Origin of the sequence: Streptomyces sp. MAR4 CNX-425, assembly GCF_048656465.1 — a bacterium.
In the GTDB taxonomy this organism is placed as follows: Bacteria; Actinomycetota; Actinomycetes; order Streptomycetales; family Streptomycetaceae; genus Streptomyces.
On sequence record NZ_JBMDLF010000009.1, the window covers coordinates 208,031 to 228,962 of the forward strand.

The window sequence follows — 20,932 nt, forward strand, 5'->3', positions numbered from 1 at the left end:
TCAGGCGGCCTTCACCCAGTTCCCGCGGCGGGTGGCGGCGCCGCCCTCGTCGGCGTCGCCGCGCCGGCGCGCCCGGCGGGCGGCGGTGGCGGCGCGGGCGGTCCGGTACTCGGCGGCGCTGCGGCGCAGCTCGGCGGAGCGGGCCCGGTGGATCTCGTGGTCGTACATCGTCGGCTCCCCTGCGGGTCGTGTGGGTCGTGCGGGTCGGCTTTCGTGCCGTGTTCTCCCGGTGCCTCAAGACTCGTCCCCCAGGGGGGTGCGGCACATCGGGCGACTTCCCCATCTCCGGGTACGAGGTGCCTTAGACGCCCGCCGCGGCCGGGCCGCGGCGCCTAAGGCCCCCGCATTCCCCCCGGGCCGTGCGGGCGCGTGACGTGCGATGCTCGGTCCCGTGGAGTCCCTGGAACCCCCGGAGCCGTCCGGCGCCCCCGGCAGCCGCCCCGGCGCGCGGGTCTTCGTCGGCCGCGCCGCGGAGCTGGGCGCGCTGACGGAGGCGTACGAGCGGGCCGCGGCCGGCGAGCCGGGCGCCGTGCTCGTCGGCGGCGAGGCGGGCGTCGGCAAGTCCCGGCTGGTCGAGGAGTTCCTGGCGGGCGCCGAGGCCGCCGGGGCGGTGACCGCCGTCGGCAACTGCATCGAGTCCGGCGCCGACGGCCTGCCCTTCGCGCCCTTCTCCACCGCGCTGCGCGCCCTGCGCCGCCGCCTCGGCGACCGGCTGGACGACGCCGTCGGCGGGCAGCAGGGCGAGCTGGCCCGGCTGCTGCCCGAGCTGGGGCCCATCCCCGACCTGCCGGCCGCCGCGCAGGGCGAGACCGCGCGGGCCCGGCTGTACGAGCTGGCCGCCCGGATGCTGGAGAAGCTGGCCGCCGACCAGGTGCTCGTGCTGGTCGTCGAGGACCTGCACTGGGCCGACCACTCCACCCGCGAGCTCCTCGGCTACCTGCTGCGCTCCGTCCAGGCCGCCCGGCTGCTGATCGTCGCCACCTACCGCTCCGACGACCTGCACCGCCGCCACCCGCTGCGCCCCTCCCTCGCCGAGCTGGACCGGCTGCGCGGCGTCCGCCGCTTCGAGCTGGCCCGCTTCAGCCGCGACGAGGTACGCAGCCAGCTCGCCGGGCTGCGCGGCGGGCCGCCGCCGGAGGAGCTGGTGGCCCAGGTGTACGGGCGCTCGGACGGCAACGCCTTCTTCGTCGAGGAGCTGGCCGCCGGCCTCGGCGGCGGGCCCGGCGCCCGGCCGCCCGGCGGGCTCGGCGAGTCGCTGCGCGACCTGCTGCTCGTACGGACCGAGGCGCTGCCCGCCCCCGCCCGCCGGGTCGTCGCGCTGGCCGCGGTCGGCGGCGACCGCGTCGAGGACGCGCTGCTCGCCGCCGTCTCCGGGCTGGGCGAGGACGAACTGTTCGACGCGCTGCGCACCGCCATCGGCGCCGGCGTGCTGCTGCCCGCCGACGAGCGGGCGGACGCGTACCGCTTCCGGCACGCCCTCATGCGCGAGGCCGTCTCCGACGACCTGCTGCCCGGCGAACGCGCCCGCCTCAGCCGCCGCTTCGCCGAGGCGCTGGAGGCCGCCCCCGGCCTCGTACGGGCCGACGAGCGCCCCGCGCGGCTGGCCGGCTACTGGTACCAGAGCGGCGACGCCGCCCGCGCCCTGCCCGCCGTGCTGGCCGCCGCCGCCGACGCCCGCGCCCGGCACGCCTTCGCCGACCAGCTCGGGCTCCTGGAGCGGGCGGTGGCGCTGTGGGACGAGGCGCCGCCCGAGTCCTGTACCGTGCCGCGCTCCGGCGGCGCCTACCCGCCGGCCGACGCGCCCGAGTTCGCCGACCTGCTGGCCGAGACGGTGTTCGCGGCCCGGCTGGCGTCCGCGTTCGGCCGGGCCCTCACGCTCGCGGACCGGGCGCTGCGGCTGCTCGGCCCCGGCGCGCCGCTGCGCGCCGCGTGGTTCCGCGTCGAGCGCGCCCGCTGCGTGCAGGGCCTCGGCCGCGGCGACGGCCGGGCGGAGCTGGCGCGGGCGCAGGAGCTGGTCCGCGGTCTGCCGCCGTCGCCGGTGCACGCGCAGGTGCTCGCCGAGGTCGCCAACTGGGAGGCGGTGCACACCCCGGGCGGCGACGCCATCGAGGCGGCGGAGCGCGCCGTGCAGCTGGCCCGGCTGGTCGGCGCCGACGAGACCGAGCTGACCGTGCGCATCCCGCGCGCCTGGATGATGGTCGACTCCGGCGACGTCGAGGGCGGCATCGCGGAGCTCTACGCGGTACGGGACCGGGCGGTGGCCGACGGGCTGGTGGTGGCCGCGGCCCGGGCGTACGCGAACCTGCCCTCGGCCCTCGAAGGCGTCGGCAGGTCGGCGGAGTCGGTGGCGGCGGCGGAGGAGGCGGTCGCGGTGCTCGCCGACTCCGGCCTGGCCACGTACCTCTCGCTCAGCCACGGCAACCGCGCCAACGCGCTGCTGTCGCTGGGCCGCTGGGCCGAGGCGGAGGAGGCGATGGACGCGCAGTTCCGCACCGCGCGCACCACGCAGCTGCGCGGCAGCGCGCTGCTGGACCGGGCGCTGCTGGCGCTGGAGCGCGGGGACCACGCCGGGGTGCGCACGGAACTCGCCGCGGCCCGCGCGGAGTTCGGCCACGACCGGCAGCCGCAGTGCGAGCTGCCGCGGGCCGGGATGACGATCCGGCTGGCCGCCGCCGAGGGGCGGGTCGCCGACGCGCGCGCCGCGTTCGCACAGGCGGTCGGCGACGGGCTGCCGCTGGGCATGCAGCGCTACGCCTGGCCGCTGCTGTACGCGGCGGCCGCCGCCGAGGCCCGGCTGCGCGGGCTGCCCGCGGCGGAGGCGGGGCGGCCGGCGGCGGTGGCCGCGATCCGCGCGGCGATGCGCACCCTGCCGCGGTTCGCGCCGCCGTGGGAGGCGCAGGCGCTGATGACGGAGGCGGAGCTGCTGGCGGCGGAGGGCCGGGACGCGACGGCGCGCTGGGCGGAGGCGGAGGCGGCGTGGGCGGGCCTGGAGTGGCCGTACGAGCTGGCGGTGACGCGGTACCGGTGGGCGGAGTCGGCGCTGGCGGGCGGCGCGGGCCCGGGGAGCGCGGGAGGCCCGGGGGGCGCGGGCGCGGCGCGGGACGGCGCGGCGGCGGCGCTGCGGCGCGCGTACGACGCCGCGACGGCACTCGGCGCGGCGGTGCTGGCCGGCGACGCCGAGGCGCTGGCGGCCCGCGCCGGGATCGCGCTCACCCCCGGCGCCGCGCCGGCGCCGGAGCCGGCGGACCCGGCCCGGGCGCTGGGGCTGACGACCCGGGAGGCGGACGTGCTGCGGCTGGTGGCGGCCGGGCGGAGCAACCGGCAGATCGCGGAGGAGCTGTTCATCTCGCCGAAGACGGCGAGCGTGCACGTGTCCCACATCCTGGCGAAGCTGGGGGTGGCGGCGCGCGGCGAGGCGGCGGCGGTGGCGCACCGGCTGCGGCTGTTCGAGGGCGGCTGAGGGCCGTCCCCCGGCCCGCGCCTCAGCTCACCTCCAGCCGCAGGATCCGGTCGTCGCCCTCCTCCGGCGTGCCGCGCAGGTCCGTCTCGTTGGTGACCAGCAGCAGATCCCCGTCCGACGCCCGCAGCACGGTACGCAGCCGCCCGTACTCGCCGTCGAGGAACGCCTCCGGGTCCGCCGACGCCTCCGTACTGTCCAGCGGGATCCGCCACAGCCGCTCGCCGCGCAGCGACGCCATCCAGACCGACCCGTCCGCGTACGCGATCCCGCTCGGCGAGGCGTCCGGCGTGGCCCACTGCACCACGGGGTCGACCATCCCGGCCAGGTTCTCCTTGCCCTCCGCCTCCGGCCAGCCGTAGTTCTCACCCGGCTCGATCAGGTTCAGCTCGTCCCACTCCTGGTCGCCGAACTCCGCGGCCCACAGCCGCTTCTCGTCGTCCCAGGCCAGCCCCTGCACGTTGCGGTGGCCGTACGAGTACACCACCGACCCCGCGTCCGGGTTGCCGCGCGCCGGCTCGCCGTCCGGCGTCATCCGCAGGATCTTGCCGCCCAGCGACTCCTCGTCCTGCGCCAGCTCCGGATCGCCGGCCTCCCCGGTGCCGACGTAGAGCATCTTGTCCGGGCCGAACGCGATCCGGCCGCCGTTGTGCCGGCCGCCCTTGGGGATGCCGCGGAAGACGGTGTCCGGCGCGCCCAGCCGGTTGCCCTCCGGCTCGGTCCCGTCGTACGTCATGCGCACGATGCGGTTGTCGCTCGCGGAGGTGACGTAGGCGTAGACCATCTCGTCCGGGCCCAGCGCGAGCCCCAGCAGCCCGCCCTCGTTGCCCGGGCGGCTCTGCACGCCGGGCACCTGGCCGGCCTCGGTGACCTTCCCGCCGTCCGCGGCGACGTGGTGGACGACACCGGAGTCGCGGGAGCCGACCAGCAGGTCGCCGCCGGGCAGTTCGACCAGGCCCCACGGGGTCCGGAGCCCCTCGGCGACGGTGGCGGCGACCTTCGCGCTGCCCTTGTCCGGCGGCGGCTCCTCCGCCGGCGAACCTTCGCCGGCGGAGCCGCCGGTGCCGGACGCGGCGGCGGAGGACGACGGGGAGTCCGCCGTCCCGCCGCCGTCGTGGTCCTCCGACGAGCAGCCGGCGGTGAGCAGGAGTGCGGCGGTCACGGCAGTGACGGCGCGGGCTCTCACGGGGGCGGTCCTCCTCAGGAGTAGCCGATGCGGCGCCAGGGCGAATCGGCGTCTGGTAGCGTCCTGAACGTGGGTTGCGAGAACCAGGTTTCCCGCGCGTGCTGATCGAGAACCAAGACAGTACATGCAAGTCCAAGGGCTTTGCCGTATCAAACCGGGCTGGTTTCAACCCGGCTGGTGCTGATCGTGGAAGACCCGTCGGGTCGCCGACCCGACAGGCAGCGTGAGCCAGGAATCCCCTTGCTTCAGCTGGGGGAGGATTCAAAACCGTGCGTACACCGCATGGAGCGTTCCCGCGCGTACGGGCGCGGGCCGGGCGTCGTCCGTCGTACGGCCCGCGCCCGCGGCCCTACTCCCACGACCCCTGCGCCGCCGGCAGTGCCGCGATCTCCGCCAGGTCCGCCGGCGTCAGCCGCAGCCGGGCCGCCGCGGCGTTCTCCACCGCCCACCGCGCGCGCTTCGCGCCCGGCACCGGCACCACGTGCGCGCCCTGCGCCAGCACCCACGCCAGCGCCGCCTGCGCCGGCGTCGCGCCGTGCCGCTCGGCGACCCGCCGCAGCCCGGCGACCACCGGCTGGTTCGCCGCCATCATCTCGGCGGTGAACCGCGGGTGCCGGGCCCGTATGTCGTCCGGCTCGAAGCCCTGCCCGGGGGTGAGGGTGCCGGTGAGGAACCCGTGCCCCAGCGGCATCGCCGCGAGGAACCCGACCCGGCGGGCTTCGCACCACGGCAGCAGCGCCGTCAGCGCCTCCGGCGACCACACCGACAGCTCCGCCTGCACGCTGCTGACCGGGAAGACCTGCTGCACGCGGCCCAGCCGGCGGATCGTCGCGTCGTACATCCCGGCGCCCGCCCGGCGGTCCGCCCGCGCGCCGACCGCGCAGAACCCCAGCGCGCGCACCTTCCCCGCCGCCACCAGCTCCGCCATCGCCCCCCAGGTCTCCTCGACCGGCACCTCGGGGTCCTCGCGGTGCAGTTGGTACAGGTCGATCACGTCGGTCTGCAACCGGCGCAGCGAGGCGTCGCAGGCGCGCTTCACGTACGCGGGGCGGCCGTCGGCGACGACGTGCTGCTCGCCGGCGAGGAGGCCGACCTTGGTGGAGACGAACGCGTCCGCCCGGCGCTCCTTCAGCACCCGGCCGACCAGCAGCTCGTTGGTGAACGGCCCGTACATGTCGGCGGTGTCGAGCAGGCTGACGCCCGCGTCGAGCGCCGCGCCCAGGGCCCGTACGGACTCCTTGTCCTGCCGCCGCGACGCGCTGTACGCCCAGCTCATCGGCATGCAGCCGAGGCCGACCGCGCCCACCCCGAGGGCCGCCGCCCCGATCGTCCTGCGCTCCACCCCAGGCACCCTAGCCCCTGCCGCCGACACCGGATTCCACGGCCCGCGTCCGGCGGCCCGGCGGGTACCCGGCCGCCAGGCCCTATTCTCGTGACCATGAGCGAGGGACAGGTGTGGCTGCCGATTCCGCCGGACGAGATCGCCGGCCTGCCGCCGGAGCTGGACTACGTCCACTGGGACGCCCAGCCCGAGTTCCCCGCCGACCCGGCGGACTGCGTCTTCCTCGTCGTGCCGTACATGCGCCGGATCACCCGCGATCCGGTGCCGCGGATGCGCGCGCTGAAGGTGCTCCAGACCCTCACCGCCGGCGTCGACGCCTACCTGCCCGCGCTGCCCGGACTGCCGCCCGGCGCCCGGCTGTGCAACGCCCGCGGCGTGCACGAGGCGTCCACCGCCGAACTCGCCCTCGCGCTGACCCTCGCGTCGCTGCGCGGCATCCCGGACTTCGTACGCCGCCAGGACGCGGGGGAGTGGCGGACCGGCTTCCACCCCTCGCTCGCCGACAAGACCGTGCTGATCCTCGGCTACGGCGCCATCGGCAGCGCCGTGGAGGACCGGCTCGCCGGCTTCGAGTGCGAGCGGGTCATACGCATCGCGCGCTCCCCCCGCACCTCACCGCGCGGGCCCGTCCACGCCCTCGCCGACGTGGGGGAGTTGCTGCCCGCGGCCGACGTCGTGATCCTGACCACCCCGCTGACCGACGCCACCCGCGGCCTGGTCGACGCCGGTTTCCTGGCCCGGATGAAGGACGGCGCGCTGCTCGTGAACGTCGCCCGCGGGGCGGTCGTGGACACGAAGGCCCTGCTGGACGAGGTGGAGCCGGGCCGGCTGCGGGCCGCGCTCGACGTCACCGACCCCGAGCCGCTGCCGCCGGGGCACCCGCTGTGGCACGCCCCCGGCGTGCTCGTCAGCCCGCACACCGGCGGGCCCACGTCCGCGTTCCGGCCGCGCGCCGAGCGGCTCGTGCGCTCCCAGCTGCGGAGGTTCGCCGCCGGCGAGCCGGTGGAGCATGTGGTCGCCGTCGCCTGACGTACACCCCCTCTATCACCCTACGTAGTTGAAACGCAACTCTCGGTTTCAGTTACGCTCCGTAGAGGAAGTATGTCCCTGCGTGACGAACCTGGTGTATCGTCCGCAGCGGGGACTGCTCCCGACGTCAACGCGGCCGGCCAGCCGCCGGCCGCGCAACCGGATATCGAGGGGGGCGATGGGCACATGCACGGCAAGTGGAAATCCTTTCCGGTCCGCGGGCAGCGCGGTAGTCCCGCGCGCCTCCCGGCCTTGAGAGCCGGCGCCGCGGCCCGTCCGCAGGCGCGCCCGGCTCCCGGCAGCCGGGGGGCGCGGTGACCGCGTCGATCGGGGCGGTGGTGCCCAGGCCGCCGTTGCCCGGGGGGTTCGTACCCCAGCTGGTGCTCGCGACGCTCTGCGCGGGCTACGCCACCGGCGCCGCCCTGGGCTGGGGCTCGGACCGACTCGCCCTGATCATGGGGGACTTCGGGCTGAGCGCGGCGGCGTTCGCGGCCGCCTTCTCGTGTCTGTACTACGCGCGTATCCGCCCGGGCCGCTTCCGGCCCGCCTGGGCCATGTTCGGCGTCTCGTCCGCCATGGCCGGGGTGGGGAACGGGGTCTGGGGCTGGTACGAGGTCGTGCTCCGGCGCCCGCTGCCCGAGGCGTCCCTGGCGGACTTCTTCTTCCTGCTCTTCGCGCCCCCCGCGGTCCTCGGCCTGCTGGTGCTCGCCCGGCGGCCGGTGAGCCGGGCGGGCTGGATCTGCCTGGGCCTGGACACCTGGCTCATCGGCGGCTCGCTGCTGACGATCTCCTGGACGCTCGCCCTCGCGCACGCCGCGGGCGACGGCGACTCCGTGCCGCACATGGCGCTGTCCCTGGCGTATCCGCTGCTGGACATCGTGCTGGTGAGCATGGTGCTGGCGCTGCACTTCCGGCGCACCGCCGCGGGCCGCTCCGCCATCAACACCGCGATCGGCGCGCTGGTGATCACCGTGCTGTGCGACGCGCTGTTCACCTCGCCGCTGCTCCAGGAGCAGTACCGCTCGGGGCAGCTCCTGGACGCCGGCTGGTTCGCCGGCTCGATCCTGCTCGCGTACGCCCCCTGGGTCGGCAGGGCCGAGGACGCCGCGGCGGCCCGGGCCGCGGGTGCCGAGGCGAAGGCGGAGGCGGCGAAAGCGGCCGACGGGACCGGGGAACGGGCCCGGGAGGAGCGTGCCCGGCCCATCGCCGGGCATCTCGGAGCGCTCGCGCCGTACCTCGCGGCCGGCGTGTGCACGCTGGGGATCCTGTACAACCTGCTGGACGGCCGCAGCGTGGACCGCGTGGTGCTGATCACGGCGTGCACGGTGGTACTCGCGCTCGTCGTCCGCCAGGCGATCATGCTCCTGGACAACATCAGCCTCACCCGGGAACTCGCCCAGAAGGAGAACCACTTCCGGTCGCTCGTGCAGGGGTCGAGCGACGTCATCATGATCGCGGCGCCGTCCGGGGTCCTGCGCTACGTCAGCCCCGCGGCCCTCGGCGTCTACGGCACCGATCCGGAGGAGCTGGTCGGCTGCGAGCTGGCCGGCCTCATCCACCCCGAGGACCTGGGGCGGGTGCTGCACGAGGTGCGCCGGTTCCTGTCCGCGCCGCCCGGCGGGGCGCGCTCGATCCGCATCGAGTGCCGCTTCCGGGCCGGCCGGGGCCGCCGCGGCGCCCGGGGCGGCGACGGCGCGTACGGCGAGGACGGCTGGCTGAACGTCGAGTCGACGGTCAACCGGCACCACAGCGGGCTGATCTTCAACTCCCGGGACGTCACCGAGCGCGTCCGCCTCCAGGCGCAGCTACAGCACAACGCCTCCCACGACAGGCTCACCGACCTGCCGAACCGCGCGCTGTTCACCGAGCGCGTCGGGCACGCGCTCGGCGGCCGGCGGGCCGGGGACGCGAACGCGGCCGTGCTCTTCATCGACCTCGACGGCTTCAAGGCGGTCAACGACACCGTCGGCCACGCCGCCGGCGACGAGCTGCTCATCCAGGCCGGCCGCCGGCTCCAGGAGTCGATCCGCTCCGGGGACTCCGCGGCCCGGCTCGGCGGCGACGAGTTCGCGGTGCTGCTCGTCGGCGGCGCCGCGGGCGAGAGCCGGTCGGACGGCGCCGGGCGGGAGCGGCGCACCCGGGAGGTCGCCGACCGGCTGCGGGTGCGGCTGTCCGAGCCGTACACCGCCGGCGGCGTCGAGGTGCGGGTCGCGGCCAGCATCGGCGTGGCCTTCGCCGAGCCCGGCAGCACGCCCGCGGAGCTGATGCGCAACGCCGACCTGGCGATGTACCGCGCGAAGCAGGCCGGCAAGGCGCGCGTCGAGCTGTACGCGCCGCAGATGCAGGCCGAGGTGGTACGGCGCATCGAGCTGGCGAACCGGCTGCGCTCCGCGCTGGACAACGGGCAGTTCACCCTCGTGCACCAGCCGGTCGTGGAGCTGTCCAGCGGCCGGCTCGCGGCGCTCTCGGCGCAGCCGCGCTGGCGCTCGGCGCAGGGCATCGTGCACACGCCGGCCGAGTTTATGCAGGGCCCCCCGGACATCGGCGGGCGCGGCGGCGGGCAGGACCGGGCCCGCTCCGCGGAGCTGGCGCGCTGGCTGCTGGAGGCGACGGTCGAGCAGGCCGCCGAGCGGTACGAGGCGGGCCTGGGCATCCCCGTGACCGTACGGATGCCGGCCGCCCGGCTCACCGACCGGAGCATGTCCCCGCAGCTGGTGGAGGCCCTGCTGGTCCGGCACGGGCTGCCGCCCGGCGCGCTGACCGTCGAGGTCACCGACAGCGACGCCCGGGCCGGCATGGACGAGCTGGAGCGGCGGCTGGTGGCGCTGCGCCACCTCGGCGTACGCGTCGCGCTGGACGGCTTCGGCAGCGGGCACGCGGCCATCGCCGCGCTGCGCCGGCTGCCGGTGGACGTGCTCAAGCTGGACCGGGGGCTGGTCGACGGCCTGGCCGAGTCGCCCCGGCTGCGCGCCATCGCGGCCGGGATGATCGGCATCGCCGGCGACCTGGGCCTGGACTCGGCGGCCGAGGGAGTCGACCTGCCCGAGCAGGCCGAGGTGCTGCGCGCGCTGGGCTGCCGGCACGCGCAGGGCATGGCCTACTGCGAACCGCTGGAGGAGGAGCGGGTACGGGACGCGCTGGCCCTGGGGGCGTTCGCGCTGCCGGAGGAGGACGCCTCGGCCATTGCGCTCACATAGTGAGACCCGGGTCCCACGAACTTGACACCCCCCGCGGGCCGGGGGCAAGGTCAGGTCCATGCGCACCCGAATTCTCGTACTTGGACAGCGCGTCGGCTGAAGCGGCCCCCGACTCCGGACCGCGCCGACGCGCTCCCCTCGCTTGCCATCCGGCACGGGGGGTTTTTTGTTGCTCGAACCCGTTCTCCACCCGAACCCTCGCACCACTCGAAGACGAGAAGAGAAACCGATGACCGAGCAGGCTCCCCCGCGAAGTGAGCCCCACCCGCAGCCGCCGCGGGCCCGTAGCGGGGGAAACCCCCGCGTCCCGGGGCACACACCGGCAGACAGGACCGTGACGGGCGCGCAGTCCCTCATCCACGCCCTTGAGGCCGTGGGTGCGGACACGGTATTCGGCATTCCGGGCGGGACCATCCTGCCCGCGTACGACCCGCTGATGGACTCCACCAAGGTCCGGCACGTCCTCGTCCGCCACGAGCAGGGCGCGGGGCACGCCGCCACCGGGTACGCGCAGGCCACCGGCAAGGTGGGCGTCTGCATGGCCACCTCGGGGCCGGGCGCGACCAACCTGGTCACGCCCATCGCCGACGCCCACATGGACTCCGTCCCGCTGGTGGCGATCACCGGCCAGGTGGTCGTCAAGTCGATCGGCACGGACGCCTTCCAGGAGGCGGACATCTGCGGCATCACCATGCCGATCACGAAGCACAACTTCCTGGTCACGGACCCCGCGGACATCCCGCGGGTGATCTCCGAGGCGTTCCACATCGCCTCGACCGGCCGCCCGGGTCCGGTGCTGGTCGACATCGCGAAGGACACGCTCCAGGCCCGTACGGTCTTCAGCTGGCCGCCGCGCCACGAGCTGCCCGGCTACCGTCCGGTGACCAAGCCGCACGCCAAGCAGATCCGCGAGGCCGCCCGGCTGGTCGGCGCCGCCCGCCGCCCGGTGCTCTACGTCGGCGGCGGCGTGCACAAGGCCCGCGCCACCGCCGAGCTGAAGGTGCTCGCGGAGCTGACCGGCGCCCCGGTCGTCACCACCCTGATGGGCCTCGGCGCCTTCCCCGACACCCACCCGCAGCACCTGGGCATGCCCGGCATGCACGGCACGGTGGCCGCCGTCACCTCGCTGCAGAAGGCCGACCTGATCGTGGCGCTCGGCGCCCGGTTCGACGACCGGGTGACCGGGAGGCTCGACACGTTCGCGCCGCACGCCAAGATCGTCCACGCCGACATCGACCCCGCGGAGATCGGCAAGAACCGCGAGGCGGACGTGCCGATCGTCGGCGACGCCCGCGAGGTCATCGCCGACCTGATCGTCGCGGTGCAGGGCGAGCAGGACCAGGGCGGCCCGGCCGGCACGGCGCGGTACGCGGAGTGGTGGCAGCAGCTGAACCGCTGGCGCGAGACGTACCCGCTCGGCTACGACCTGCCCACCGACGGCACGCTGTCGCCGCAGCAGGTGATCCAGCGCATCGGCGAGCTGGCCCCGGAGAACACGGTCTACGTCGCCGGCGTCGGCCAGCACCAGATGTGGGCCGCCCACTTCATCGACTACGACAAGCCCCGCACCTGGCTCAACTCCGGCGGCGCCGGGACCATGGGCTACGCCGTCCCGGCCGCCATGGGCGCCAAGGCCGGCGCGCCGGACGCGACGGTCTGGGCCATCGACGGCGACGGCTGCTTCCAGATGACCAACCAGGAGCTGGTCACCTGCGCGCTGAACGGCATCCCGGTCAAGGTCGCGATCATCAACAACGGCGCGCTGGGCATGGTCCGCCAGTGGCAGACCCTCTTCTACAACCGCCGCTACTCCAACACCGTGCTGCACTCCGGCCCCGGCGGAAACGGAAACGGCGACGGCAACGGGAACGGCGCCGCCGACGACGACGCCGGCGCCGAGGAGCGGGCCCGCCAGGCCGCCGGCACCCGCTGCCCGGACTTCGTCAAGCTGGCCGAGGCCATGGGCTGCGTCGGCATCCGCTGCGACGATCCCGAGCAGCTCGACGCCGTCATCGAGAAGGCCAACGCCATCAACGACCGCCCCGTCGTCGTGGACTTCATCGTCCACCAGGACGCGATGGTCTGGCCGATGGTCGCGGCCGGCACCTCCAACGACGAGATCATGGCCGCGCGCGACGTCCGCCCGGACTTCGGCGACGGCGCGGACGACTGAGGCCCGGGAAGCGAAGAGAAGAGACGAAGACATGTCCAAGCACACGCTCTCGGTCCTGGTGGAGAACAAGCCGGGCATCCTGGCCAGGATCTCCGCGATGTTCTTCCGCCGCGGCTTCAACATCGACTCGCTCGCCGTCGGCACCACCGAGCACCCGGACATCTCCCGGATGACGATCGTGGTGAACGTCGAGGACCAGCCGCTGGAGCAGGTCACCAAGCAGCTCAACAAGCTCGTCAACGTGCTGAAGATCGTCGAGCTGGAGCCCGGCTCGGCGGTGCAGCGCGAACTCGTTCTGGTGAAGGTCCGCGCCGACAACGAGACCCGCTCCCAGGTCGTCGAGATCGTCCAGCTGTTCCGCGCCAAGACCGTGGACGTCTCGCCGGACGCCGTCACGATCGAGGCCACCGGCAGCGGCGAGAAGCTGGAGGCGATGCTGAAGATGCTGGAGCCGTACGGGATCAAGGAACTGGTCCAGTCCGGCACGATCGCCATCGGCCGCGGCGCCCGCTCCATCACGGACCGCTCGCTGCGCGCCCTCGACCGCACGGCGTAGCCTCCGGGCCGGGCCGCGGGGTGCCGCCGTGCTCCGCGCCCCGGCGCCAACCGTGCAGTTGCCGTGAGGGAGGATCTCCGGGGGTCCCCCCCCAGATCCCCGGAAATCCCGCAGAACCCGCACAACCCGCACAACCTCAAACCTCTAGGAGAGACTTCCGTGGCCGAGCTGTTCTACGACGACGACGCCGACCTGTCCATCATCCAGGGCCGCAAGGTCGCGGTCCTCGGCTACGGCAGCCAGGGCCACGCCCACGCGCTGTCGCTGCGCGACTCCGGCGTGGACGTCCGCGTCGGGCTGCACGAGGGCTCCACGTCGCGGGTGAAGGCCGAGGAGCAGGGCCTGCGCGTCGTCACCCCCGCCGAGGCCGCCGCCGAGGCGGACGTGATCATGATGCTGGTGCCGGACCCGGTGCAGGGCCAGGTCTACGAGGAGTCCGTGAAGGACAACCTCAAGGACGGCGACGCGCTGTTCTTCGGCCACGGCCTCAACATCCGCTACGGGTTCGTCAAGCCGCCCGCCCACGTGGACGTCTGCATGGTCGCCCCGAAGGGGCCGGGCCACCTGGTCCGCCGCCAGTTCGAGGAGGGCCGCGGCGTCCCGTGCATCGCGGCCGTCGAGCAGGACGCCAGCGGCAAGGGGTTCGCGCTGGCGCTGTCGTACGCGAAGGCCATCGGCGGCACCCGCGCCGGCGTCATCAAGACGACCTTCACCGAGGAGGCCGAGACCGACCTCTTCGGCGAGCAGGCCGTGCTCTGCGGCGGCACCGCCGCGCTGGTGAAGGCGGGCTTCGAGACGCTGGTCGAGGCCGGCTACCAGCCGGAGATCGCGTACTTCGAGTGCCTGCACGAGCTGAAGCTCATCGTGGACCTCATGTACGAGGGCGGCCTGTCGAAGATGCGCTGGTCGGTCTCCGAGACCGCCGAGTGGGGCGACTACGTCTCCGGCCCGCGGATCATCAACGACGGCACCAAGGCCGAGATGAAGAAGATCCTCGGCGAGATCCAGGACGGCTCGTTCGCCAAGGAGTGGATGGCCGAGTACCACAACGGCCTCCCGCGCTACAACGAGTACAAGAAGCAGGACGGCGACCACCTCGTCGAGACCACCGGCAAGGAGCTGCGGAAGCTCATGAGCTGGGTCGACGACAAGGACTGAGCGGACGGCGTCCCTCGAACGGGCGGCGGCGGGGCGCAGTGGCGCCCGGCCGCCGCCCCGCGCCACTACACTCTTCGTACATCGCGCGTCAGGCTCACAGCGTCGTGTGTCCTTCAAACGCGGCAGCACGCGTCTGTCCGGCGGACCGGCGCTGCACCCCTCCACCTGCGGCCGTCGGGACGGCCGTCCCGCACAGGAATCCAGTGAGGACCACGTGAGCACTGCCCCAGCATCCGGCGCCACCGCCCCCGGGAAGCCGGCCGTACTGATCGCCGAGGAGCTCTCGCCGGCCACCGTCGACGCCCTCGGTCCCGACTTCGACATCCGCCACTGCAACGGCGCCGACCGGGCCGAGCTGCTCGCGGCCATCGCCGACGTGGACGCGATCCTGATCCGCAGCGCCACCAAGGTCGACGCCGAGGCCGTCGCCGCCGCCCGGCGGCTGAAGGTCGTCGCCCGCGCCGGCGTCGGCCTCGACAACGTCGACGTGCCCGCCGCCACCAAGGCCGGCGTGATGGTCGTCAACGCGCCGACCTCCAACATCGTCACCGCGGCCGAGCTGGCGTGCGGCCTGATCATCGCCAGCGCCCGCAACATCCCGCAGGCCAACGCCGCGCTGAAGGCCGGCGAGTGGAAGCGCTCGAAGTACACCGGCGTCGAGCTGAACGAGAAGGTCCTCGGCGTCGTCGGCCTCGGCCGGATCGGCGTGCTCGTCGCGCAGCGCATGGCGGCGTTCGGGATGAGCGTCGTGGCGTACGACCCGTACGTGCAGGCCGCGCGCGCCGCGCAGATGGGCGTCAAGCTCGTCTCGCTCGACGAGCTGCTGGAGACCTCCGACTTCATCACCGTGCACCTGCCGAAGACCCCGGAGACCCTGGGCCTCATCGGGGACGAGGCGCTGCAGAAGGTCAAGCCGTCCGTGCGCATCGTCAACGCCGCCCGCGGCGGCATCGTCGACGAGCAGGCGCTGACCGCCGCCCTGAAGGAGGGCCGGGTCGCGGGCGCGGGCCTCGACGTCTACGCCACCGAGCCCTGCACGGACTCGCCGCTGTTCCAGTTCGACAGCGTCGTCGCCACCCCGCACCTCGGCGCCTCCACCGGCGAGGCGCAGGAGAAGGCGGGCATCTCGGTGGCCCGCTCGGTGCGCCTGGCGCTCGCCGGCGAGCTGGTGCCGGACGCGGTCAACGTCCAGGGCGGCGTCATCGCCGAGGACGTGCGCCCGGGGCTGCCGCTGGCCGAGAAGCTGGGCCGGATCTTCACGGCGCTCGCCGGCGAGGTCGCGGTCCGCCTCGACGTGGAGGTGTGCGGCGAGATCACCCAGCACGACGTGAAGGTGCTGGAGCTGTCCGCGCTCAAGGGCGTCTTCGAGGACATCGTCGCGGAGACCGTGAGCTACGTGAACGCGCCGCTGTTCGCGCAGGAGCGGGGCGTCGAGGTGCGGCTGACCACCAGCTCGGAGTCGAACGCCCACCGCAACCTGGTGACGGTGCGCGGCACGCTCGCCGGCGGCGAGGAGGTGTCGGTCTCCGGCACCCTCTCCGGGCCGAAGCACCAGCAGAAGGTCGTCGCCGTCGGCGAGCACGACGTGGACCTGGCGCTCGCCGACCACATGGCGTTCTTCAGCTACGGCGACCGCCCCGGCGTCGTCGGCACCATGGGCCGGATCCTGGGCGAGGCGGGCATCAACATCGCCGGGATGCAGGTGTCGCGGGCCAAGGCCGGCGGCGAGGCGCTGGTCGCGCTGACGGTGGACGACACGATCCCGGCGGCGGTCGTGCAGGAGATCGCGGGGGAGATCGGCGCGGCCTCGGCGCGCGCGGTGAACCTCACCGAGTAGCGGACCCCCGGGGCTCCGGCCCCGCGGGCACCCGGGCCCGGGCGGGCGGCAGCGATGCCGCCGGTCCGGGCCCGTTCGCGTGTCCTCCCGCCGGCCCGGCGCCGGGATGCGGAGGACTTTCGCGCGGTCCCCTCTCACTTCCCCGCAGATGGATGAAATCTCTCCGGTTCCCTCCTACGGTGCGAGTAAGTGGAGATTTTCCCTTCGGTTGAGGAGTGGTCATGCGGACCCGGATGCGAGCGGACGCCCGGCGGAACCGTGAGCTGATCCTGCGCGCGGCCGGCGAGATCTTCGTGGGGCAGGGCCCCGACACCCCGCTGGAGGAGGTCGCCCGCCGGGCCGGCGTCGGCATCGCCACGCTCTACCGCAACTTCGCCAGCCGCGAGGCGCTGATCCGCGGCGTCGCCGCAGCCACGCTCACCGAGCTGGGCGCCGTCGCCCGGGAGGCGCCGGCGCGGGACGAGGAGCCGTTCGAGGCGCTGCGCCGCTTCGCCCACGCGGCGCTCAGGCTGCGCATCGGCGCGGTGCTGCCCGCGCTCTCCGGCCGGATCCGGATCGACAAGGAGCTGGCGGAGCTGCGCGCGGCGACCATGCACGCGGTGCAGGAGCTGATCGTACGGGCGCAGCGGGCCGGCCAGCTCCGCGAGGACGTCGTCTTCGGCGACGTCCCGTTCATGATCATGCGGCTGACGCTGCTGCTGCCCGGCGGCGGGCTGCCCGAGGACCAGGCGCTCGCGCACCGCCATCTGGAGGTCTACCTCGACGGGCTGCGCCCGGCGGCCGCCCGCGCCCGCGGGGCCGCGCTGCCCGGCCCGGCCGTCACCGCGGAGCGCTTCGTGCAGGCCACCGACCGCATCGTCGGCGGGGAGTCCCGCTAGCGCCCGCACCGCCCGGAGGGCACCCGGTCCCCCCATCCGTACGCACGCACGAGAAAGGTAGTGACATGGACACTACAAAAACCCACGAGACGGCCGCGGCGGCCAACCCGCGGCGCTGGCTCGCGCTGGCCTTCATCGGGCTGGCCCAGCTGATGATCGTTCTCGACGTCACGATCGTGAACATCGCGCTGCCGTCCGCCCAGGCGGACCTGGGCATCTCCGACGGCGACCGGCAGTGGGTGATCACCGCCTACACCCTGGCCTTCGGCGGCCTGCTCCTCCTCGGCGGCCGCATCGCCGACTACACCGGCCGCCGCCGCGCCTTCCTCACCGGGCTGATCGGCTTCGCCGCCGCCTCCGCGGCCGGCGGCGCCGCCCCCGGCTTCGGCACCCTCCTCGGCGCCCGCGCCGCCCAGGGCGCGTTCGCCGCGCTGCTGGCGCCGGCCGCCCTGTCGCTGCTGACCACCAGCTTCACCGAGCAGCGCGAACGCGCCCGCGCGTTCGGCGTCTTCGGCGCGATCGCCGCCGGCGGCGGCGCCATCGGCCTGGTCACCGGCGGCGCGCTGACCGAGTACCTGGACTGGCGCTGGTGCCTGTACGTGAACGTGCCCATCGCGGTCCTGGCCGCGGCCGGCTGGTGGTTCCTGCCCGCCGACACCCGCACCGGCCCCCGTCCGAAGATCGACGTGCCCGGCGCGATCCTCGCCGTCACCGGCCTGGTCGCGGTCGTCTACGGGTGCAGCGAGGCCGAATCCGAGGGCTGGGACTCGGCGCTGGTGCTGGGCCTGCTCTTCCTCGGCGTCGCCCTGCTGACCGGCTTCGTCCTGCACGAGCGCAACGCCGCCGCGCCGCTGCTGCCCCTGCGCGTGGTCGTCAGCCGCGCCCGCGGCAGCGCGTTCCTGAGCATCGCGCTGGCCACGGTCGGGATGTTCGCGATGTTCCTGTTCCTCACGTACTCCATGCAGGTCGTCATGGGCTACTCCGCCCTGAAGACCGGGGTCGGCTTCCTGCCGCTGACCGCCGGCGTGCTGGCCGGCGCCGGCGGCGTGGCCACCAGGCTGCTGCCCCGGGTGCCGCCGCGGGCGCTGGTCGTGCCCGGGCTGCTGTTCGCCGCCGCCGGCACCGGCTGGCTCGCCACGCTGGAGGCCGACACCTCGTACGCCGCCGGGATCCTGCCCGCCGAACTGATCACGGGCTTCGGGATGGGCCTGGTGATGGCCCCCGCGATCAACTACGCCACCCACGGCGTGCGCGAGGCGGAGGCGGGCATCGCCTCCGCCACCGTCAACACCTCCCAGCAGATCGGCGGCTCGATCGGCACCGCCCTGCTCAACACCATCGCCACCAGCACCACCGCCGACTACCTCACCGACCGCGTCCCGGACGCCGGCGCGCTCGAAGAGCGCCGGGCCGCGGGCGGCCCCGTCCCGGACGTCGTCAAGGCCGGCCTGGTCGAGGGCTTCGCCTCCGCGTACGCGGTGGCCGCCGTGATCATGCTCGCCGCGGCCGCCGTCGTCGCGGTGCTCATGAACACCCCCCGCCCCGACCGCTCCCAGGTGGGCGCCGGCGCGCACGCCCCGGCGGCGCACCTGGGCTGAACGGCCCGTACCCCGGGACCCGGCCCGCCGCACCCCCGCGGCGGGCCGGGTCCCGGGCGCTGCGGGAGGGTGCGGCGGCCCGTGACACCCCGGCGCGCCCGCGGCGGTCAGAGGCGGGCGGACTTCAGGGCCAGGTGGAGCAGCAGCCGGTCCTCGCCCGCGGCGAGGTCGAGGCCGGTCAGCTCCTCGACCCGGGACAGCCGGTAGTAGAGCGTCTGCCGGTGGATGCCGAGCGCGGCGGCGGTGCGGGCGGCCTGGCCGGCGTGGTCGAGGTAGACCTCGGCGGTGCGGGCCAGTTCGGCGTGGGCCGGCTCCAGCAGCCGCGCGACCGCCGGGTCGGCGCCGCCGGGCAGGGCGGTGAGCAGCCGGTACGGGCCGATGCCCGGCCACCGCGCCACCGGCCCGAGATGCGGCGCGGCCCGCGCCGCCCGGGCGGCGGCCAGCGCCTCGCGCCAGGCGCCGGGCAGCCCGGCGAGGTCCGCCCGCCCGTCGCCGACCCCGGCGACGGTGTCCGGCGCGCCCTCGCCGGAGCCGGTACGCGCCCCGCCGGGCACCCCGCGCCGTACCTCCGCCGGTGCCTCGCCCGGCGCGGTGGGCGGGGCGCCGCTCCGTGCCGCTCCGGGGGCCCTGCCCGCCGCGGCGTGCAGCAGCTGCTCCGCCGCCGTCACCGCCGGCTCCACCGCGCCCGGGGACGGCAGCAGCACCAGCGCCGCCAGCGCCCGCACCGGCGCCGCCGCCCCGCCGGCCGGTCCCGCGCCGCCGCGCCCGCCGCCGGCGCCCGGCACCGCCAGCACCGCCGTCGCCGCCGTCCGCGGCAGCCCCGGGCCCGGCGCCGCCGGGTCCGCCGGCCGCCACGGCAGCACCGCCACCGCCGCCACCGGCCCCGCCGCGCCGCCGGGCAGCGTGTCCCGCAGCTCCGCCAGCGCCGCGTCCCGCCCCGCCGCCGGCCCGGCCAGCACCTCGTACAGCAGCGTTCCGGCCGCCGCGCCCGCCCGCGTCTCCGCCGCCAGCAGCGCCCCGATGCGCGCCGCCGTCCGCATGGCCTGCGCGATCCGCGGGTCCGGTGCCCGGCCCGGCCCGCCCAGCTCGACGTCGGCGAGGTGCCCGTCGTCGAGCAGCCAGACGTACCCCCGTACCACCCCGTCGTGCCGCGCCGGCAGGCAGATCCGCCCGGTGAGCACCCCCGCGGAGGGGTCCGGCGGGATCCGCAGCGGGCCGGTCGCGCGGGCGATCCCGTACGCCTCGAACCACGCCCGCACCGCCGCCGTCGAGCGCCGGTGCAGGATGGACTTCGTGCGCACCGGGTCCATGAGCGAGGAGACGCCGCGCGACGAGCCGTCGCCGGTGTCGTGGACGCCGAAGGCGATCAGCACGAAGTCCCGGTCCTCCAGGGTGGCGGGGGCGCCGAGCGCCGCCGAGACCTCGTCCACCAGCCGCTGGTAGTCGCCGCGCATGACCGCAGCCTCTCATACATCTGTATGAGGATGGGTGCGCGGATGCGTGACAGCTGTCGATGGCCCAGGATCGGAGCGATCCTTAGATTTCACGGAGGTGTTACCCGCGACCCGACCGTGGAGGTGCCCCGTGCTGGGTCCCGTGCTTCTCGCCGCCGCGCGCAGCGACGGAATCCGTCGCGCCGTCTCGGCCGCGCCGGTCAGCCGCCAGGTCGTCGCCCGCTTCGTCGCCGGCGAGGAGCTGGCCGACGCCGTCGCCGCCGTCCGCGACCTGGCCCGCCGCGGCCTCGACGTCACCCTGGACCGCCTCGGCGAGGACGTCACCGACCCCCGCGAGGCGCTGCGCGCCCGGGACGCGTACCTCCGGCTCACCGAGGCGCTCCGGGACGAGGGCCTCGGCGCCCGCGCCGAGATGTCGGTGAAGCTCTCCGCCTTCGGCCAGGCCCTGCCCGGCGGCCACGACCTCGCGCTCGCCCACGTCACCCCGGTGGTCGAAGCCGCGGCCGAGGCCGGTACCACGGTCACCCTCGACATGGAGGACCACACCACCGTCGACTCCACCCTCGCCGTCCTGCGCGCCCTGCGCGAGCGCTTCCCGCAGACCGGCGCGGTGCTCCAGTCGTACCTCTTCCGCACCGAGGAGGACTGCCACGACCTCGCCGGCGAGGGCTCCCGGGTGCGGCTGGTGAAGGGCGCGTACAAGGAGCCGGCCGTCGTCGCCTTCCAGGACCGGCTGGAGGTGGACCGGGCGTACGTCCGCTGCCTGAAGATCCTCATGACCGGCCGCGGCTACCCCATGATCGGCACGCACGACCCCCGGATGATCGCCATCACCCAGGAGCTGGCCCGCCGGCACGGCCGCAAGCCCGACGAGTACGAGTTCCAGATGCTCTACGGCATCCGCCCGCAGGAGCAGCACCGGCTGGTGGCCGAGGGCCACCGGATGCGCGTCTACACCCCCTACGGCACCGACTGGTACGGCTACTTCATGCGCAGGCTCGCCGAGCGCCCGGCGAACACGGCCTTCTTCCTGCGCGCGCTGGCCGGCCGGCGCTGACGACCCCGCG

At 75.1% G+C, this 20,932-nt stretch carries 14 protein-coding genes; 10 read left to right on the forward strand and 4 right to left on the reverse strand.

The genetic code is table 11. The features are described from left to right. Positions 1 to 168 (reverse strand): hypothetical protein, encoded by a 168-nt coding sequence (locus ACHZ99_RS24520; protein WP_420306897.1) that lies wholly within the window; start codon positions 166 to 168, stop codon positions 1 to 3. Positions 169 to 379: 211 nt separating this feature from the next. Between ACHZ99_RS24520 and ACHZ99_RS24525 the strand changes: the two genes are divergently transcribed. After that, entirely contained in the window at positions 380 to 3,460 is a 3,081-nt protein-coding gene (locus ACHZ99_RS24525) for a helix-turn-helix transcriptional regulator (RefSeq protein WP_420306898.1), read from the forward strand. A 22-nt stretch (positions 3,461 to 3,482) separates the two neighbouring features. Here ACHZ99_RS24525 and ACHZ99_RS24530 read toward each other — a convergent pair whose 3' ends face one another. Both ACHZ99_RS24530 and ACHZ99_RS24535 read right to left on the reverse strand, forming a co-directional pair. Next, complete coding sequence (locus ACHZ99_RS24530; protein WP_420306899.1) at positions 3,483 to 4,643, reverse strand: PQQ-dependent sugar dehydrogenase; 1,161 nt, start codon at positions 4,641 to 4,643, stop codon at positions 3,483 to 3,485. A 349-nt stretch (positions 4,644 to 4,992) separates the two neighbouring features. Beyond that, on the reverse strand, positions 4,993 to 5,985 hold the full coding sequence (locus ACHZ99_RS24535) for an aldo/keto reductase (RefSeq protein ID WP_420306900.1): 993 nt from the start codon (positions 5,983 to 5,985) through the stop codon (positions 4,993 to 4,995). A 96-nt stretch (positions 5,986 to 6,081) separates the two neighbouring features. Between ACHZ99_RS24535 and ACHZ99_RS24540 the strand changes: the two genes are divergently transcribed. The 8 genes from ACHZ99_RS24540 to ACHZ99_RS24575 all read left to right on the forward strand — a co-directional run bounded on the left by ACHZ99_RS24540 (position 6,082) and on the right by ACHZ99_RS24575 (position 18,411). Further along, positions 6,082 to 7,014 carry a 2-hydroxyacid dehydrogenase gene (locus ACHZ99_RS24540; RefSeq protein ID WP_420306901.1) on the forward strand — a complete coding sequence of 311 codons (933 nt, stop codon included), beginning with the start codon at positions 6,082 to 6,084 and terminating at the stop codon, positions 7,012 to 7,014. 314 nt (positions 7,015 to 7,328) lie between these two features. Next, the gene (locus ACHZ99_RS24545) at positions 7,329 to 10,211 is read left to right on the forward strand and encodes a putative bifunctional diguanylate cyclase/phosphodiesterase (protein ID WP_420306902.1); all 2,883 of its coding nucleotides are present in this window, start codon (positions 7,329 to 7,331) and stop codon (positions 10,209 to 10,211) included. 229 nt (positions 10,212 to 10,440) lie between these two features. Next, the gene (locus tag ACHZ99_RS24550) at positions 10,441 to 12,384 is read left to right on the forward strand and encodes an acetolactate synthase large subunit (protein WP_420306903.1); all 1,944 of its coding nucleotides are present in this window, start codon (positions 10,441 to 10,443) and stop codon (positions 12,382 to 12,384) included. A gap of 31 nt (positions 12,385 to 12,415) precedes the next feature. Continuing rightward, complete coding sequence (gene ilvN / locus ACHZ99_RS24555) at positions 12,416 to 12,940, forward strand: acetolactate synthase small subunit (protein WP_420306904.1); 525 nt, start codon at positions 12,416 to 12,418, stop codon at positions 12,938 to 12,940. 159 nt (positions 12,941 to 13,099) lie between these two features. Continuing rightward, positions 13,100 to 14,098 carry a ketol-acid reductoisomerase gene (ilvC, locus tag ACHZ99_RS24560; RefSeq protein ID WP_420306905.1) on the forward strand — a complete coding sequence of 333 codons (999 nt, stop codon included), beginning with the start codon at positions 13,100 to 13,102 and terminating at the stop codon, positions 14,096 to 14,098. A 214-nt stretch (positions 14,099 to 14,312) separates the two neighbouring features. After that, the gene (gene serA, locus ACHZ99_RS24565; protein WP_420306906.1) at positions 14,313 to 15,935 is read left to right on the forward strand and encodes a phosphoglycerate dehydrogenase; all 1,623 of its coding nucleotides are present in this window, start codon (positions 14,313 to 14,315) and stop codon (positions 15,933 to 15,935) included. A 221-nt stretch (positions 15,936 to 16,156) separates the two neighbouring features. Then, complete coding sequence (locus ACHZ99_RS24570) at positions 16,157 to 16,813, forward strand: TetR/AcrR family transcriptional regulator (protein ID WP_420306907.1); 657 nt, start codon at positions 16,157 to 16,159, stop codon at positions 16,811 to 16,813. A 65-nt stretch (positions 16,814 to 16,878) separates the two neighbouring features. Beyond that, complete coding sequence (locus tag ACHZ99_RS24575; protein WP_420306908.1) at positions 16,879 to 18,411, forward strand: MFS transporter; 1,533 nt, start codon at positions 16,879 to 16,881, stop codon at positions 18,409 to 18,411. Positions 18,412 to 18,518: 107 nt separating this feature from the next. Here the strand turns inward: ACHZ99_RS24575 and ACHZ99_RS24580 are convergent, their stop codons facing one another. Beyond that, positions 18,519 to 19,865, reverse strand: coding sequence for a PucR family transcriptional regulator (locus ACHZ99_RS24580; protein ID WP_420306909.1), 1,347 nt, complete (start codon positions 19,863 to 19,865; stop codon positions 18,519 to 18,521). Positions 19,866 to 19,995: 130 nt separating this feature from the next. Here ACHZ99_RS24580 and ACHZ99_RS24585 point away from each other — a divergent pair, with 130 nt between their 5' ends. Next, positions 19,996 to 20,922, forward strand: coding sequence for a proline dehydrogenase family protein (locus ACHZ99_RS24585; protein ID WP_420306910.1), 927 nt, complete (start codon positions 19,996 to 19,998; stop codon positions 20,920 to 20,922). The last annotated feature ends 10 nt before the right edge of the window (positions 20,923 to 20,932 follow it).

Excerpts from the sequence above, each read along its gene's own strand:
- ACHZ99_RS24520 (WP_420306897.1), bottom strand. The coding sequence starts at position 168 with ATGTACGACCACGAGATCCACCGGGCCCGCTCCGCCGAGCTGCGCCGC.
- ACHZ99_RS24525 (WP_420306898.1), top strand. The coding sequence starts at position 380 with ATGCTCGGTCCCGTGGAGTCCCTGGAACCCCCGGAGCCGTCCGGCGCC.
- ACHZ99_RS24540 (WP_420306901.1), top strand. The coding sequence starts at position 6,082 with ATGAGCGAGGGACAGGTGTGGCTGCCGATTCCGCCGGACGAGATCGCC.
- ACHZ99_RS24550 (WP_420306903.1), top strand. The coding sequence starts at position 10,441 with ATGACCGAGCAGGCTCCCCCGCGAAGTGAGCCCCACCCGCAGCCGCCG.
- ilvN (WP_420306904.1), top strand. The coding sequence starts at position 12,416 with ATGTCCAAGCACACGCTCTCGGTCCTGGTGGAGAACAAGCCGGGCATC.
- ACHZ99_RS24570 (WP_420306907.1), top strand. The coding sequence starts at position 16,157 with ATGCGGACCCGGATGCGAGCGGACGCCCGGCGGAACCGTGAGCTGATC.
- ACHZ99_RS24575 (WP_420306908.1), top strand. The coding sequence starts at position 16,879 with ATGGACACTACAAAAACCCACGAGACGGCCGCGGCGGCCAACCCGCGG.
- ACHZ99_RS24580 (WP_420306909.1), bottom strand. The coding sequence starts at position 19,865 with ATGCGCGGCGACTACCAGCGGCTGGTGGACGAGGTCTCGGCGGCGCTC.